Source organism: Paracoccus sp. TOH, assembly GCF_030388245.1.
Lineage (GTDB): Bacteria > Pseudomonadota > Alphaproteobacteria > Rhodobacterales > Rhodobacteraceae > Paracoccus > Paracoccus simplex.
The window spans coordinates 208545-225000 of sequence record NZ_CP098360.1; the positions used below are offsets into that span (position 1 = coordinate 208545).

At 60.6% G+C, this 16456-nt stretch carries 10 protein-coding genes, 1 tRNA gene, 2 rRNA genes and 4 pseudogenes (1 of these 17 running past the window's edge); 4 read left to right on the plus strand and 13 right to left on the minus strand.

Annotation, left to right across the window (positions count from 1 at the left end; genetic code table 11):
* Positions 1-20 precede the first annotated feature (20 nt).
* From NBE95_RS00960 to NBE95_RS00985, 6 genes and pseudogenes are all read right to left on the minus strand, one after another.
* On the minus strand, positions 21-1061 hold the full coding sequence (locus NBE95_RS00960; protein WP_289894053.1) for a glycine betaine/L-proline ABC transporter ATP-binding protein: 1041 nt from the start codon (positions 1059-1061) through the stop codon (positions 21-23).
* Positions 1062-1072: 11 nt separating this feature from the next.
* A complete protein-coding gene (locus tag NBE95_RS00965) occupies positions 1073-2122 on the minus strand; it encodes an ABC transporter permease subunit (RefSeq protein WP_289894054.1) in 1050 nt (349 codons plus the stop codon).
* Between the two features lie 40 nt (positions 2123-2162).
* Complete coding sequence (locus tag NBE95_RS00970; protein WP_289894055.1) at positions 2163-3149, minus strand: glycine betaine ABC transporter substrate-binding protein; 987 nt, start codon at positions 3147-3149, stop codon at positions 2163-2165.
* Between the two features lie 54 nt (positions 3150-3203).
* Positions 3204-4193: an MDR family oxidoreductase gene (locus tag NBE95_RS00975; protein ID WP_289894880.1), complete on the minus strand. Its 990-nt coding sequence runs from the start codon at positions 4191-4193 to the stop codon at positions 3204-3206.
* A 237-nt stretch (positions 4194-4430) separates the two neighbouring features.
* Positions 4431-5021, minus strand: a pseudogene (locus tag NBE95_RS00980) (enoyl-CoA hydratase/isomerase family protein); the annotation flags it as partial.
* Positions 5011-7158, minus strand: a complete 2148-nt coding sequence (locus tag NBE95_RS00985; protein ID WP_289894056.1) for an acetate--CoA ligase family protein — start codon at positions 7156-7158, stop codon at positions 5011-5013. The gene NBE95_RS00985 and the pseudogene NBE95_RS00980, both read right to left, overlap by 11 nt.
* Between NBE95_RS00985 and NBE95_RS00990 the strand changes: the two genes are divergently transcribed.
* Both NBE95_RS00990 and NBE95_RS00995 read left to right on the plus strand, forming a co-directional pair.
* Positions 7147-8172: a LysR substrate-binding domain-containing protein gene (locus NBE95_RS00990; protein ID WP_289894057.1), complete on the plus strand. Its 1026-nt coding sequence runs from the start codon at positions 7147-7149 to the stop codon at positions 8170-8172. The genes NBE95_RS00985 and NBE95_RS00990 overlap by 12 nt on opposite strands.
* A gap of 141 nt (positions 8173-8313) precedes the next feature.
* Positions 8314-9066 (plus strand): annotated as a pseudogene (locus NBE95_RS00995) (IS5 family transposase).
* 667 nt (positions 9067-9733) lie between these two features.
* Here NBE95_RS00995 and NBE95_RS01000 read toward each other — a convergent pair.
* Complete coding sequence (locus tag NBE95_RS01000; RefSeq protein ID WP_289894058.1) at positions 9734-10051, minus strand: hypothetical protein; 318 nt, start codon at positions 10049-10051, stop codon at positions 9734-9736.
* 13 nt (positions 10052-10064) lie between these two features.
* Here NBE95_RS01000 and NBE95_RS01005 point away from each other — a divergent pair, with 13 nt between their 5' ends.
* Together NBE95_RS01005 and NBE95_RS01010 are read left to right on the plus strand one after the other, a co-directional pair.
* Positions 10065-10721: a hypothetical protein gene (locus NBE95_RS01005; protein WP_289894059.1), complete on the plus strand. Its 657-nt coding sequence runs from the start codon at positions 10065-10067 to the stop codon at positions 10719-10721.
* Entirely contained in the window at positions 10711-11454 is a 744-nt protein-coding gene (locus NBE95_RS01010; protein WP_289894060.1) for an ATP-binding protein, read from the plus strand. The genes NBE95_RS01005 and NBE95_RS01010 overlap by 11 nt, the downstream gene beginning before the upstream one ends.
* A gap of 347 nt (positions 11455-11801) precedes the next feature.
* Here NBE95_RS01010 and NBE95_RS01015 read toward each other — a convergent pair whose 3' ends face one another.
* The 6 genes and pseudogenes from NBE95_RS01015 to NBE95_RS01040 all read right to left on the minus strand — a co-directional run.
* Entirely contained in the window at positions 11802-12089 is a 288-nt protein-coding gene (locus NBE95_RS01015) for a hypothetical protein (protein WP_289894061.1), read from the minus strand.
* Between the two features lie 205 nt (positions 12090-12294).
* A pseudogene (locus NBE95_RS01020) lies at positions 12295-13010 on the minus strand (ATP-binding protein).
* Positions 13000-13962, minus strand: a pseudogene (locus NBE95_RS01025) (IS21 family transposase); the annotation flags it as partial. The pseudogenes NBE95_RS01025 and NBE95_RS01020, both read right to left, overlap by 11 nt.
* 226 nt (positions 13963-14188) lie before the next feature.
* Positions 14189-14265: transfer RNA gene (locus tag NBE95_RS01030), tRNA-Met, on the minus strand.
* A gap of 53 nt (positions 14266-14318) precedes the next feature.
* A 5S ribosomal RNA gene (rrf, locus tag NBE95_RS01035) occupies positions 14319-14433 on the minus strand.
* 88 nt (positions 14434-14521) lie between these two features.
* A 23S ribosomal RNA gene (locus NBE95_RS01040) occupies positions 14522-16456 on the minus strand; it runs 897 nt beyond the window's last position.

The following is a 16456-nucleotide window of genomic DNA, read 5'->3' on the forward strand; positions in this document are numbered from 1 at the left end:
GTTCTGCCGAAGCGGCCGGCTTAATGGATGAACCGACCCGGCTTCGATGCAAATGCCTTTATAATCATTGACATGTCTATGCTTCCTGTCGGCGTGCCATTCTCGGTCACAAGGTAGCGCTTGTTTATATTCCCTTCCGACATGGCAAGGGCGCATTCCAGACTGGAATTGTGCTCAATTTCCCCATCCAGGGCGTCAGACAAGATCCTTCTCTCCATCACGGAGTGAACTTTCAGGACACGCGCAAGATTCACATCTGATATGAAATCCTCAACATACGGTTCGGCAGGTGCCAACAGAATCTCCTGGGGCTCGCCTTGCTGCACCACCACGCCGTCCTTCAGGATGACCAGGTGATCGGCCAGCTTAAGTGCCTCATCGAGATCATGCGTGATGAAGACGATGGTCTTGTGCAGCTCGTTCTGCAGCTCGACCAGCAGATCCTGCATATCCGTCCGGATCAACGGATCCAGCGCCGAGAAGGCTTCATCCATCAGCATGATGCTTGCATTGGATGTCAGCGCACGGGCGATTCCGACGCGCTGCTGCATGCCGCCGGACAGTTGGTGCGGGTAATGTCCGGCATATCCATCAAGACCCACTCGGCTCAGCCATTGAATCGCCTCGGATTCCCATTCCGCGCGTGCCATGCCTTGAGTCGCCAAGGGAAGCCCGACATTGTCCAGCACCGTGCGATGAGGCAAAAGCCCGAACTTCTGAAACACCATAGACAGCGTCTTGCGTTGCAACGCTCGCAGTCCGGCCTCGTCGAGGCCCAGGATATTCCGGCCGTCGATCAGAACCTCGCCGGCGGTCGGCTCGATCAAGCGGTTGAGATGGCGGATCAGGGTCGACTTGCCCGAGCCGGACAGGCCCATGATCACAGTGATCTCGCCCTCGCGCATGTCGATATTGATGTCGTTCAGCCCCAGAACATGCCCGGTTTCCTTCAAAAGCTGCGTCTTGTGCATACCGGCATGGACATGGGCCAGCGCCTGCCGCGGCGCCCCGCCGAAGATCTTGTACAAATGGCGGATCGAGACCTTTATGCTTTTGCTCATGGCATTGCTCCTCAATGGCCTGACTGGCTGGCGTCGATGCGGATCAATGCCGCCTTGGTCACACGGTCGAGCAGAATCGCCAGCAGCACGATCCCCAGCCCGGCAACAAGCCCGGTGCCCAGTTCCAGGTTGCGGATGCCGCGCAGAACCAGCACGCCAAGACCGGGAGCCGAGACCAGCGAGGCGATCACGACCATGGCAAGGCTCATCATGATGGTCTGGTTCACGCCGGCCATGATATTGGGCAGGGCCAGCGGAATCTGGACGTTCATCAACTTTTGCCGTTCGGTCAGGCCGAAGGCGTCGGCGGCCTCGATCACGTCGCGGTCGACCAGACGGATCCCCAGATCGGTCATGCGGACCACCGGGACGATGGCGTAAAGGATGATCGCGATCCCGTAAAGTTTAGGCTCGGTCACCGAGAACAGGAAGATCAGCGGGATCAGATAGACGAATGTCGGCAGGGTCTGAAGCATGTCGAGGACGGGTGTCATCGTTCGCTGCAGGCGCGCGTTGCGGGCCATGGCGATGCCGATGGGCACGCCGAACAACACGCAGATGAAGGCACAGACAAAGATAATCGCCAGCGTTTGCATCGCCTCGCTATAGTGGTCGACAAAGGCAAGGATGCCGATGATCACCGCGACCATGGCGACCACCCGCCAGGACCGCGACACGCCCCACGCAACCAGCATCAGCAGCGGGATCATGATCCACCAGGGCGTGGTGGTCATCAGCCACAGCATCTCGCGCAGCATCCAGCTGAGCGGTTGGGTCAGGGGATCGACCACCACGCGCAGCACATCGCGGATATCCAGAAAGCCGCGCTCGAGCCCGACGGTCAGATCGCGGGTGCGTGGGATTGCAGGGCAGGCATCTGCCAGGGCGTTCAGGGAGGGAAAGGGCAGATCCCAAAGCGATTTTCCCGACGCCTCCGCGCCCGCACCGCCGCCCTGCGTCCGGGCCAGCAGGTCCGCCATCGACATCGTTCCCGGGCCATCGCCGCCGCTGCACCAGCCGCGCAGACCAAGCCCGTCGATCAGCCCATCATAGGTTGCCATTTACCCTCTCCCTTGCCTGTCCCGCGCCAAATCGCCGAACTCAGTTCGCGATCAGCGCCGACAGCTTCTGCCGTGCATCGTCATTCAGCCAGCTGGACCACTGGTCAGGTCGGGAGGTCAGGAAATGAACAGCCGTTTCCTGCGCCGATGCGCCCTGCTGCTCCTTCCAGGCCAGCAGTTCGCTCATCGCGTCGGTGGGGAACGACATGTGCCGCAGGAATTCCGTCTCGGCCGGGTGGGATTTGGTGAATTCCGCCGTGACCGAGGTCAGCACCGGCGCGACGGGAAACTCGGACGATTGCGGGTTGACGGTGCCGGGTTCCTGAAGGTCGGCAAAGGCCGCTTCGTCATGTTCGCCCAGGCTGACGCGGGTCATAGGGTATTTGCCCATCACCACCGTGGGCGTCCAATAATAGCCGAACCAGGGTTGAGAGCTTTCGACCGCAGTGCCGATGGACGAGGCAAGCGTTTCGCCAGAGCCGTGGCTGAAGATCTTTAGCCCGTGACCCTCGAAATCCAGCGCCTTGACGAGGTTGTCCAGAACGACGCGGCAGCCCCAGCCGTCGGGACAGGTGTTGAAGACACCGCCGACCAGTTCGGGATTCTTCAGGATGCCATCGATGGTGGTCAGCTCAGGGTTCGCCTCGGCCAGCGAGGTCGGAATCCACAGCCCTTCGACCCCACCCGGATCAAGCACGCTTGCCAGCCGCACCATGCGGCCGCTTTCCTCCAGCTTGCGATAGGGATCGCCGGCGGAGTTAAGCCACAGGTCGGTGACGATCTCGGGCCGGCCATTCTCGGTGACCGAGGTGATGGCCGCGATGGTGTCCGAGGCAACCAGCGTCACCTTGCAGCCATAGCCCTGTTCCAGCAGGAATTTGGCGACCTCGGTGATGACCTCGGCCGAGGTCCAGCCCATCTGTGCGATGGAGATCTCGCCGCATGTGCTGTCCTGGGCCTTGGCCTCGGCCATCGAGACGGGCGCGATCAGAAGCGCGGCCGCCGCCGCGTGAAGATAGGCTTTCATGTCATTATTCCCTGTTGTTCATGTTCTGGGCGCGGTTTGGCGCGTTTTTGTGAGTTACCCCTGGACGGCGACGACGGTGCGGCCGGTCAGTGCGCCGCGCAGGATCTGCGGGCCAAGCGCAGCGACCTCGGCGAGCGGCACCTCACGCGTGGTTTTTTCCAGCAGATCGCGCGGCAGGTGTTTCGCAAGGCGTTGCCATGCGGCTTCGCGGGCGGGAATGGGCTGCATGACGGAATCGATCCCCAGCAGGTTCACACCGCGCAGCAGGAAAGGAATGACCGTGGCCGGCAGCGACGCGCCCCCGGCAAGGCCGACAGCAGCGACCGAGGCGCCATATTTCATCTGCCCAAGGGTCCGCGCCAACATCGCACCACCCACGGCATCGACACAGCCCGCCCAGTTTTCCGATTCCAGCGGACGCTTGGTCACCTCGGCCAGTTCGGCCCGGTCAACGATGGTGGCCGCACCCAGATCGCGCAGATAGTCCGAGTTTTCGGGGCGCCCGGTCACGGCGGCGACCTGGTAGCCAAGGGCATGCAGCAAGGCCACGGCGACCGAGCCGACACCGCCGGACGCGCCGGTCACCAGAATGTTCCCATCGGCCGGGGTCAGACCGTGGCGCTCCAGCGCATCAATGGCCAGCATCGCGGTCAGCCCCGCCGTGCCTATCGCCATGGATTGCCGGGTGGTCAGATCGGCGGGCAGCGGCACCAGCCAGTCGCCGCTGATCCGAGTCCGGGTCGCATAGCCGCCCCACCGCACCTCTCCGACGCGCCAGCCGGTCAGGACCACCTTGTCGCCGGTCTTGAAACGCGGGTGCTGCGACGTGACCACCGTGCCGGCAAAGTCGATCCCCGGCACATGCGGATAGTTGCGCACCAGGCCGCCCTGCCCGGTCAGGCACAGCCCGTCCTTGTAGTTGATGGTGGAATATTCGATGTCGACCGTCACATCGCCTTCGGGAAGCTGGCTTTCGTCAATGTTCTCGATAGCTTGCGAAACGGTGTCGCCGTCCTTGCGGACGACCAGCGCGGAAATGGTCATGCTCGGTTCCTTGTGGGCTTGTTGGGGGGTGAAACGCGCCTCGCGCCAGGCGATGGCGGGCTTGACGCCCTGTTCGGCCAGGATGCGGCGGAAGGTGACGGATTCCTCATCCTGGGAAAGTTCGATTTCCAGATCCAGGGCCAGCGCCTGTCTCAGCGCCCCTTCCATCCCCATCGCCTGATAGCTGCCGTTGATCGCCTGCTTCGTCAGACGCACCGCGCTGGCATCCAGCAGCGTCGCATTCCGGGCCAGGGCACGAGCCTCGTCATCCAGCAAGCCGCGTGGGACGACGGCGTTGACCAGCCCCCAAGACAGGGCACGCAGGGCGTCAATCCGGTCATTGCCGAACAGCAGCATTTCCTTTGCCTGCTTGGGGCCGGTCAGCCAGGGCAACAGCAGGGCGACGATGCCGGAACCGAACTTGGGTTCGGGCTCGCCGAAACAGGCATCCTCGGAAGCAATGCTGGCGTCGCAGGCCATGGCCAATTCGAAACCGCCGCCAAGCGCATAGCCCTGGATCGCGGAGATCGTCGGTTTCGGCGAATGCCAGAAACGCATGATGATGTCGTAATCCGCTTGCAACACCGCACGCATGGCCGGCCGTGAGGGGTTGGAATCCATCTCGCCCAGATCGAAGCCGGCGGAAAAGGATTTGCCCTCGGCGCGCAACAGGATGGCGCGGACGGCTGGGTCGCTTTCGGCCCTGTCCATGCATAGATGCAGCGCCTCGACCATGTTCCCGGTGATCGAGTTAAGCTTTGCCGGCCGGTTCAGAGTGATTTCGGCGATGGCCCCGTTAATGGCGTAACGGACATGATCAGTGGACATGCTGGGCCTCGACGGCGGGGGCAGGAACGATGAGGCTGTCTACAGCGATGACGCCGTCCTCGCCGACCAAGACCGGGTTGATATCAAGCTCGGCGATCTGGGCGCCAAGATCGCGCGCCAGAGCGCCCAGATTGACATAGGCGTCGATCAGCGCCGCCGTATCGCAGGGCGGCGCACCGCGGACGCCATTCAGGACATCGCTCATCTTGAGACTGGCGATCCGGCGCGCCGCGACCGCGCGATCGACCGGAGCCATGGCAAGCTGGCTGTCCTTCAGGATCTCGATCCAGATGCCGCCGAAGGCAATCATGGCAAAGCTGCCGAACTGCGCATCGCTGACCAGGCCGAACGCCATCTCGGCCTGGCCGCGGGCCATCTCGGTCAGCAATACGCGAGGTCCAAGACGGGCCGACAGATCATCATAGGCGCGACCCGCCGCATCCGCATCCGCGATCCCCAGCATGACGCCGCCGACATCGCTTTTGTGCAGGATGCCCGGCATCGCGGTCTTGGCGACCAGGGGAAACCCGATTTCCGACGCTGCGATGATCGCCTCTTGCCGCGAATTGACGATGCGGTAGGCCGGCACCCGGATGCCGTAATCCGAGAGCAGGGCGTAGCCCTCATCCTCGCTGAGCGCGCTGGTGCGGCTGGCGAGGAGCGCGCGCCAATGAGCGGCCCGCGGATTTTCGCAATGCTCGTCCTGCTGTATCGGCGCGCGGGCGGCAAAGTCGCGGTAGTCCATGGCGTGACGGACCGCGCGCAAGGCGGTCGTGGTGCCATCCAGCACCGCGACGCCTTCGCGCGACAGGCGCAACGCATGTTTCCGATGGCTCCAGGCACTGTAATTCGTCATGAGAACCAGAGGCTTGTCGCTGGTCCGCGCCACCGACTGGCAGATGTCGATATAGGCGTCATGCAGGTCCAGTTCCTCAGCCAGATCGGCGACGAACATGCCGATGCCGGTGTCGGGATCCGCCATCAACGCGGTCAGGCAGTTTTCAAAGATCGCCTCGAAATCCTTGCCGGTTCCCCAGGCATCGACCGGGTTGACGGGGCTGAGCCCGAGATCCAGATTCTCGGCCAGCACCTGCGTGGTCGCGGCGCTGATTTGCGCAAAGGGGACATTCAGATCCGAGGCGACATCCACGATCAGTTCGCGCTCCCCCCCGGAATCAAGAATGGCAGCCAACCCGCCCGGCCGAAGCGGCTTGCGGATGGTGCTGAGCAGGATCGCGGTCTGCGCCAGCTCGTTCAGATCGCGCACGCTGATGACACCGTAGCGGCGGAACAGTGCCTCATAGACCTCGGCGTTGCCGGCGATGGCGCCGGTGTGACTCAGCGCGAATTGGGCCCCAGCCTCGGTCCGGCCCAGCTTCAGCACGATGACCGGAATACCGCGACGATTGGCCTTTTCAAGCGCAGCGACAAAGGTGCGGGGATCGCGGATCGCCTCCAGCACCAGGGCGACGCATCTGGTTTCCGGCTGATCCAGCGCATAATCCATGAAATCGGCGGCCGTGGTGACCAATTCCTGCCCGGCTGACACCGCAAGGTTGAACTTCAGCCGCTCATCATTGAACAGAAGTGCTTGGAGCAGCGAACCGGACTGGGCAATGCAGGTCAGCCCTCCGGCCGTCAGCGGATCCGCGTGGAATGCCGAGAACGCCCGGACCGGATGCGACAGGTTGAAGAATCCCATGCAGTTCGCGCCACAAAGCGGCACGCCCGCCTCACGGGCCTTGTGGGCGATGCGGTCGCGCAGCAAATCGTCCCGCTCGCCCTCAAGCTCGGCGCTGGCAAAGATGACCAGAGCGCGGGCACCTGCGGCAATCGCCTCGTCCACCACATTTTCCAGAACTCGGTTGGGCACCGACAGGATCGCCAGATCGACGGGTTCGGGCAGAGCCGTCAAACCGGCGTAGCAGCGAAAGCCGTAAAGTGTCGCATAACCGGGGTTCACCGGATAAACCGCGCCATCATAACCGCTGGCGATGATGTTACGAACCATGTCGTTTCCAACAGTGTTCCGTCTACGCGATGCCCCGACCAAAGCGATGGAGCGCGGCGCAAGCAGGGGCGCCAGCCGATGTTGATCAACATCGTGCAAGGATAACAAGTTGGCATGCGCGAGCACTTCGTTCCATCTCCGTTTCATAGCCTGCGCCTTAATGATTGCTTGCAGATTAGGTTTCCGTTAAGCCCGAAAAAACGCATACTATCATTCTTCTGGGTAATGATTATGGCCGCTCTACCGCCCTTTTCCGACCTGCTCGCATTCAATGCTGCAGCGCGTCATGGCTCCTTTACCCGGGCGGCCCGCGAACTGAACGTAACCCAGCCCGCGATCAGCCGCCGCGTTGCAGCATTAGAGGCGGATCTGCGCCTGAAACTGTTCGACCGCACGACGAAACCGACGACGCTGACACCGGCCGGAAAACAGTTGATGGATGCGCTGTGCATCAGCCTGTCGCAGCTTGAAACGGTCGTCCTCGACCTTCGTCGACAAAGCGATTCGGGCCGAATTTCCATCTCTGCGGCGCCCGGCTTCCTGTCATTCTGGCTGGTGCCGCGGTTGACAGCCCTGCGCCAGGCCTTTCCCGATCTCGAGTTCAGCTTGATGACCGGGGATCACGGCAGCGGCGACATGCTGACCGATATCGATATCCGCTTCGGTGCCGGCGATTGGCCGGGACGGCAGTCAAACATGGTCCTGAGCGAGACGGTCTTTGCCGTGTGCAGTCCACTTTTTCTGGCCTCCCGAGATGCCCCACTGGACATGGCGGCGATATTGCAAGGGCCTCTGTTGGATCTGTCCGATCCATTCAATCGCTGGTATCGGTGGTCGACATGGCTGGCCGCGCTCAAAGAGGCTCCCTCCGGCAAGCTCAACACGCTTGAATTCGACAGCTACAGCACCTTGATCAGCGCTGCGCTTGCCGGACACGGAATCGCCCTGTGCTGGTCTGGTCTGCTGGATCAGTATCTCGAAACTGGATCGTTGCTGCGTGTATCCGAACAGTCTGTGATCTCGGATCGCGGCTATTATGTTACCGTCCCATACAGCGCAGCGCGCAACGCAAAGCTCGGACAAGTCATCGCTTGGCTTATCCGTGAAAGCAACCGCCAGATACAAATGATCGAGCGGTAGCGGAGTTGCTTGGGCTGGCCGATGCTGCGTGATTCAAGCCGCCGCATTGAGGGGGGCATGAGCAGCCTTTTCTAGGCCGTGTGGACAACAGGGATTCCGCTGGTCGGCGATCCATGATTCAAGCTCATCTCTACGTCGGAGATGATCTTGGCGCGCAACCTGATATCCGACGATGAGTGGGCGTTCTTCGAGGGCTTCATTCGTGCTGTCCGGCACCCGAATGGGCGGAAGCCTGCGGATCATCGTGTTGTTCTGGATGGGATTCTCCGGATCGCGCGAACCGGTGCGCCTTGGCGCGACCTGGCCGTCGGTCTACTGTCCGCTCCGCCGCTGGCCCTTGGCGGGGCTGTGGGAAGGTATCCTGGATGCGCTGAACCACGCGGGGATTGCGCCGGACAAGTTGCAGATGGTCGACAGCACAGGGATCCGGGCGCACCATCATGCGGCGGGCGCAACAGGGGGACTCCGAAAGAGGCTCTTGGCCGGTCGAGAGGTGGGCGCTCGACCAAGATCCATCGCCGCGTCAACGGCGCGGGCTTCCCGATAAGGTCCGAAATCACACCGGGGCAGGATTCAGACTACACCGGCTACGATCTGGTGATGGCCGACACCCTGCCGCAGCCCGCCGTTCTGGTCGCCGGCAAGGGCCATGGCCCTGAGAAAGTTCGGGAAGATATCGAGAGCCTGCCGATGATCCCGATGCGCAAGAACCGGAAGGTTCGCCAGGGCGTCGACATGGCCATCTCCGCCTTGCGCAACATGGTCGAGCGTTGCTTCAACGAGCTGAAGAACACCCGGCGGCTGACAACCCGCTATGACAAAACCGCAGACAGCTTCCTCGGCTTCGTCGACATAGCCTGCATCAGGATATGGCTTCGAAATTTGTCAACATGACCTAGTGAGTTCGTTCTCAAACTGCCATTGACATTTGATCGTGAGGAAATCATCAAAGGTTATTCGGATGATGACTTGTCGACCACACTCGCCCCCATCGGCGAGGTACTCGACAAAATCAAGGATGCTCACCCGATCTTGGACAGGGTCGCACAAGCCGTGCGGCAATTCCCCGCTTAGTTTCTCGCATCTTGGGTGACGTCTGCAACCCTCACCCTGCCGATATTCCCACCACGTAGTAGGGTGAGCACATCGAACCTGCGACAGTTTTTCCACTCTGCGGTCGTTACCCGCTTTTCACTCCCTTCCCTCCACCATCCGCTGCAAGCTGCTAGTTCTCACTCGGTTCGGCACTCGGTTGCGTACAGCTTCGGCACCCAGTTGCATGACATTCGGTGCCAGTAGCTCCAGCGGTGCCGGTCTCAGAGCCAGCGAAGGCGAGAAGCGCGGAGACCTGAACTATCGCAGCGGTTCTCGCCTTCGCTGTTACTGCCAGTGACGGAGACAAAAAGGGCGGAAAGCAGTCGTTCGTTGCATCTGGCGCGAAGACCCGTTTTGGTTGGGGGGCGGGTTGTGGTCAGCCTTCAACGCGAGCCGGCCCAAAACAGATTTCAGATTACCGTGGAGCGGACTCCAATCGTAGATGAAGACAAAATCTCGTGCCAAGTCACATTCGCTCTCTGACCATCAAGAGCCAACATTTATCGAGCGCCGATTGGGCTTTGTCCCTTTGATATCCTGAGGCAAGCACGCCGATTCGCTTGCGGGCATAGATTACGAGCTGATCCAGCCAGTTATCGATCAGTGCTTTAAGCCCATCGTCCAAGTGGTGACCCACCACGCCATACGTTCGCACGATCTCTGCAAGAGTCTCGAAAGGATAGTGCTGCGGGTCGTTCTGGCGCAGGTTCAGACAGCCGCGTTCGATAGCCGAATTGAATGACCTGCTGCATCTGGCGTTGGATCGGTTGAACCGGAAGGTCATGCGGCGTTGGAAAATGTCGCGAACCGAACGGTTCGAGGCCCGTGAAGCCGCCGAACTCCGACCGCTGCCGGAAGCATCCTATGATTACGGCACCTGGAAAGCCGGCATCAAGGTCCAGCGCCATTACCATGTGAATGTCGATGGCCGTGACTACAGCGTGCCTTACCGCCTCATCGGCGAGACCGTGAACATCAAGACGACCGCCGCGACTGTCGAAATCTATCACGATTCATCGCTCGTCGCCGTCCACACCCGGCGAATCGTCACGCCGCAGGATGATGCCCCGGTCATCGATCCCGCGCATATGCCTGAAAACCACCGGGCCATGTGGCGCCAGAACCCGGATGCCCTGATCGAGCGAGCGACCAGCTATAGCCCGACGCTGGGCCGCTTCGTATCTCTCCATCTGGAGATCAATGGCAATCCACGCGCAACCCATAACATGCTGGGTCGGCTCCTTGAGGTCGGGTCGGTCCATGGAAAGGCAGCCATCGATGCCGCCTGCGTCGAAGCCATCCGGCGCAATCAGATCAATGCCAACACCCTGCGCCAGATTCTCGACCGCGGGCCGCGCAAGCCATCCCGACACGAGCCGGGGCCGTCACAACCGCCCAGTGATAACATCCGTGGCGCAGGCTATTATGCGGAGGACGATGACGATGCAGCATGACCATGTCGTTGCGCTTGCGCGCGAGCTTTCGCTGGCAGGTTTCGCCGATACCCTCGACCGCCAGTCAGGCAACCCGATCTACACCGAGATGGCCTTTATCGAACGGGTCGCCTCGCTGTTGATTGCCGAGAAGGAGCGGGGCGCGTCTAGCAGGCTGGCGCGGATGCTGAGCGAGGCCAAATTGCCAATGAAAGCGGCGCCTGAGGAGTTGATCAACACTGAAGCTCGCGGCCTCAAGCCGGCGATCATGCACGAGCTGCTGCAATGCGCCTGGATTCCGCATGCCTGGAACATCCTGATCAGCGGCGAGACTGGCACCGGCAAAAGCTGGGTTGCCTCCTGCATTGCCACGGCGGCCATTCGCGCAGGTCATAAGACCCGATACTTCAAGGTGTCGGACCTGCTCTACAGCCTGTCGATGACGTTGGAGGACGGGGTGTATCTGCGCGAGCGCGAGAAACTGGCGAAGTTCAAGCTGCTGATCCTCGACGACTTCGGCAAGGTCGCGATGAGCGAGGGGGAGAAATCGATCCTGTTCGACATCATCGAGGACCGCGCCGGAACGCTGTCCACCATCATCGTCGGGCAGCGTCCTTATAACGACTGGCATTCGTTTATCGACAATCCCGTCATTGCCGATGCCGTGCTCGACCGCCTGTCGCGGGATCGCCACCATATCAAGCTGCGCGGCGAGTCTCTCCGCCGCCGCGAGGCCAGCTTCGACGATCTCTGACGGCACCCTTCTATCCTTCGGTGCCGAATCCTCACGCGATCAGGCGCCGAAGGATCACGCGATCGGGTGCGGAATCTTGCCGCAACCGGGTGCCGAAAACCGCAAGAGCATGCAAAGCGCGACGGCGGCAGCATCAGGGCCTCCAACTCGACCTGATCCGGGGTGACGGGTGTGAAATCCCATTGATCGACGCCGACATTGACCTGCCCCTCGGCACCGCGCCAGCGGGTGTGGACATGGCCGAACAGCTGCACCGCCCCCGCCCGCGCGCCATTCCAAGTGATCAGCGGATAGTGGCACAGGACGAAGCGGCGATCCCCGACGGCGATCTCGACCAGATCGTGAACCTAGGCCCAGGGCAGCGTCCGCACCAGCCAGTCCGGGTCGTGGTTGCCGCGCACCAGGTGCTTCCGCCCCGGCAGCGCCGCGAAGGCCGCCGGCGCGGCCATGCGTCCCGCCTCGGTCTCGCAAGCCGCGAAATCGCCGACGATCCACAGGTCGTCCTCGGCGCCGACCACCCCGGCGCGGGCGATCATCGCGGCATCCATCGCCTCGGACGAGGCGAAGGGCCGACCGAAGAACCACCGCACCGGGTCATCGGCGAAATGGGTATCGGCAGTGAAGAAATGGGCCATGCACAAACCTCTCGACTGAAATGCAACCAATATCGCGGCACGGCGCGGCATTAAAAGCCCCTCGGCTTCCACGACACATCCGAAAATCTCGCGGAACTTCATTACATACGACGCCGAATATGAGGAGATGACTGTTGATTTCCACCCAGAACTGACCCGGGTTTTCCATCGAGAATTGACCCACCTTGAGATTATGTTTTTCGGGTCATGACTGGGTCAAGACATTGGTGTTCCCCTTTTTCTTACGGGTCGCGGCGGCCGAGCTAGCCTTGAAGCGGAAGCTGTCATTGCCGGTTTCAAGGATGTGACAGCGGTCGGTCAGGCGATCGAGCAGCGCGGTGGTCATTTTGGCGGCAGGTGGAAGAGCAAGGCGCCGCCTGAGGCGCTGAACGGCAGGTATCCCAACTCATCCAGGATCACGAGATCCAGCCGCATCAGGATCTCTGCGAGTTGGCCGGCCTTTCCTCGTGTTCTTTCCTGCTCGAGCGTATTGACCAGCTCTATGGTCGAGAAGAACCGGACCTTGCGGCGATGGTGCTCGATAGCCTGGATGCCAAGGGCGGTGGCAACTTGGGTCTTTCCGGTGCCGGGGCCACCGATCAGCACGACGTTCTGCGCCCCGTCCATGAACTCACAGCGATGCAACTGGCGCACCGTCGCCTCATTCACCTCGCTGGCTGAGAAGTCGAAACCGGACAGATCCTTGCAGGCGGGGAAGCGGGCAATCTCCATGTCATAGGCAATGGAGCGGACTTCTCGCTCGGCCATCTCGGCCTTCAGGAGCTGGGTCAGAATCGGCATAGCACTCTCGAAAGCCGGTGCGCCTTGCTCGATCAGGTCGGTGACGGCCTGCGACATGCCATGCATCTTGAGGCTGCGGAGCATGATCACGATGGCGCCGCTGGCAGGATCATGACGCATGGCGGCCTCCGCTCATATGAGCCCGCAGACCATCGTAACGCTCGACATTGGCCTTGGGCTCGCGACGCAGGTGCAGCGCCTGGGGGGTGTCGATGGGTGGGCCTTCGGTCTTACCATCGATCAGGCGATGCAAAATGTTCAGGACATGGGTTTTGGTCGCGACACCTTCCGCCAAGGCCAACTCAACCGCGGTCAGCACCGCCTGCTCATCGTGATGAAGAACCAGGGCCAGGATATCGACCATCTCGCGATCGCCGCCGGTGCGGCGCAGCATCTGCTCCTGCAGGCGCTTGAAGGCGGGTGGCAATTCCACGAAGGGCGCCCCGTTGCGCAGGGCGCCGGGCTTGCGCTGGATGACCGCCAGGTAGTGCCGCCAGTCGTAGATGATACGATATGGCAGGTGGTGCGATCGCTGGATTATCCGCTCATGTTCGCACAGGATCTACCCTTCGGCGGCAATGACCAGACCCTCGGGATAGATCCGCAGGCTCACGGGACGATTGGGACGCCGGCACGCTGTAGCGATTGCGCTCGAAGCTGATCAGGCAGGTGGGTGAGACCCGTTTGCTTTGCTCGACAAAGCCGTCGAAGCCGGGCGGCAGGGCTATCAGCGCAGGCTGCTCCTCGGCCCAGACATCGGCGATGCTGCCGGCACAGATTCCATGCGGGATCTCCCGCCACAACTCCATGCAACGTTGCTTCAGCCAGGCATTCAGCGACGCCAGATCGGGGAAGTTCGGCATCGGTTGCCATGGCCGCGGTCGCGCATCCTGGACGTTCTTCTCGACCTGTCCTTTCTCCCAGCCTGCGGCCGGATTGCAGAATTCCGGCTCGAAGCCATAGTGATTGGCCATGGCAAGGAAGCGCATATTGACCTGTCGCTCCTTGCCGCGGCCGACCCCGCAGTTCGCATATTGTCGTAGATGCCGCGTTCCGGAACTCCGCCAAACACGGCTCCGGCAGAGGAAGGCGAGACCGGAAACCCGGCCTGGCGATCCATCTTCACGGCGCCTTGGCCAGCTTGTTGCGCCTGGCACCAGGGCAGCCGGTGCATGAGGTTGTTGAAGCGGCGGAGCAAATGCAAAAAGCCCCGCGGAAAGCGGGGCATGGAGTGTCAAACAGTGCGCATCAAGGAGATGCACAAAGTCAATATACTGATAACATTGAATAATTATGGTTGGTTGCGGGGGCAGGATTTGAACCTGCGGCCTTCAGGTTATGAGCCTGACGAGCTACCGGGCTGCTCTACCCCGCGGCAGGGCATGTTCTGTCGTTGATCGTTTTGAGGGATGTATCGCTTCTTTTCAGGTCTGGCGGTGACCTACTCTCCCACGTCTTTTGACGCAGTACCATTGGCGCGACGGCACTTAACGGCCGAGTTCGGGATGGGATCGGGTGTTTTGCTCGTGCTTTGGCCACCAGACCGGAAAAGAAGCGATCGGCGTTTCCCGTTTGGGAAGTGTTGTCCAAGGATGCTTTTGGAAGCGAGACAGGTCTGTCTTCTTCCGGATCAAATCAAGCCAATCGAGCCATTAGTACCGGTCAACTGAACGCATTGCTGCGCTTACATCTCCGGCCTATCGACGTGGTGGTCTTCCACGGCTCTCAAGGGATACCTTGTTTTGAGGGGGGCTTCACGCTTAGATGCCTTCAGCGTTTATCCTGTCCGTTCATAGCTACCCAGCACTGCCGTTGGCACGACAACTGGTCCACCAGTGGAACGTTCACCCCGGTCCTCTCGTACTAGGGGCAACTCCTCTCAAGTATCCTACACCCACGGCAGATAGGGACCGAACTGTCTCACGACGTTCTAAACCCAGCTCACGTACCTCTTTAAACGGCGAACAGCCGTACCCTTGGGACCTGCTCCAGCCCCAGGATGAGATGAGCCGACATCGAGGTGCCAAACGATGCCGTCGATATGGACTCTTGGGCATCATCAGCCTGTTATCCCCAGCGTACCTTTTATCCGTTGAGCGATGGCCCTTCCACTCGGGACCACCGGATCACTATGGCCGACTTTCGTCTCTGCTCGACTTGTCAGTCTTGCAGTCAGGCTGGCTTCTGCCATTGCACTCAACGAGCGATTTCCGACCGCTCTGAGCCAACCTTCGCGCGCCTCCGTTACTCTTTGGGAGGCGACCGCCCCAGTCAAACTACCCACCACGCAGGGTCCCGGACCCGGATAACGGGCCGCGGTTAGACATCAAGAGTGCGAAGGGTGGTATCTCAAGGATGGCTCCACAGCGACTGGCGTCACTGCTTCGATGCCTACCACCTATCCTGCACATCACAATCCTGATGCCAGTGCGAAGCTATAGTAAAGGTGCATGGGGTCTTTCCGTCTAACCGCGGGAAGTCTGCATCTTCACAGACAATTCAATTTCGCTGAGTCCACATTTGAGACAGCGGGGAAGTCGTTACGCCATTCGTGCAGGTCGGAACTTACCCGACAAGGAATTTCGCTACCTTAGGACCGTTATAGTTACGGCCGCCGTTTACCGGGGCTTCAATTCAAGGCTTGCACCTCTCCTTTTAACCTTCCGGCACCGGGCAGGCGTCAGACCCTATACGTCGCCTTACGGCTTCGCAGAGCCCTGTGTTTTTAGTAAACAGTCGCCACCCCCTGGTTTGTGCCCCCCGCCCATACTTGCGTACAAACGGGGCCTCCTTCTCGCGAACTTACGGAGGTATTTTGCCGAGTTCCTTAAATGTGGTTCTCTCAAGCGCCTTGGTATTCTCTACCAGTCCACCTGTGTCGGTTTAGGGTACGGTCTTGTGGAGGGCTATTTCCAGGAACCGCTCACCAGCCCTTCCAATCCGATAAGGAAGAACTAGCTCTGCGATCCGTCACCATCTCCTGGCCCAGGAATATTAACCTGGTTCCCATCGACTACGCCTTTCGGCCTCGCCTTAGGGGCCGGCTTACCCTGCTCAGATTAGCTTTAAGCAGGAACCCTTGGACTTTCGGCGACAGGGTCTCTCACCCTGTTTGTCGCTACTCATGTCAACATTCTCGCTTCTGATCACTCCACCGGATGCCTTACAGCCCGGCTTCACAGTCAGAACATTGCCTCCGTTGCTTGCGAACAAGCAAAAGAGGCAGCGTTCTATATCACAGAACGCTCCGCTACCGCGTGCATAAATGCACACCCAAAGCTTCGGCTCGTGGCTTGAGCCCCGTTACATCTTCGCCGCAAGACCTCTTGATTAGACCAGTGAGCTGTTACGCTATCTTTAAAGGATGGCTGCTTCTAAGCCAACCTCCTGGTTGTTTTGGAAGTCTCACATGCTTTCCCACTTAGCCACGAATTGGGGGCCTTAGCTGTTGGTCAGGGTTGTTTCCCTCTCCACGACGGACGTTAGCACCCGCCGTGTGTCTGCCAGATAGTTCTTCCCGGTATTCGGAGTTTGCTTAGACTCAGTAAGGCTGTGGGCCCCCATCA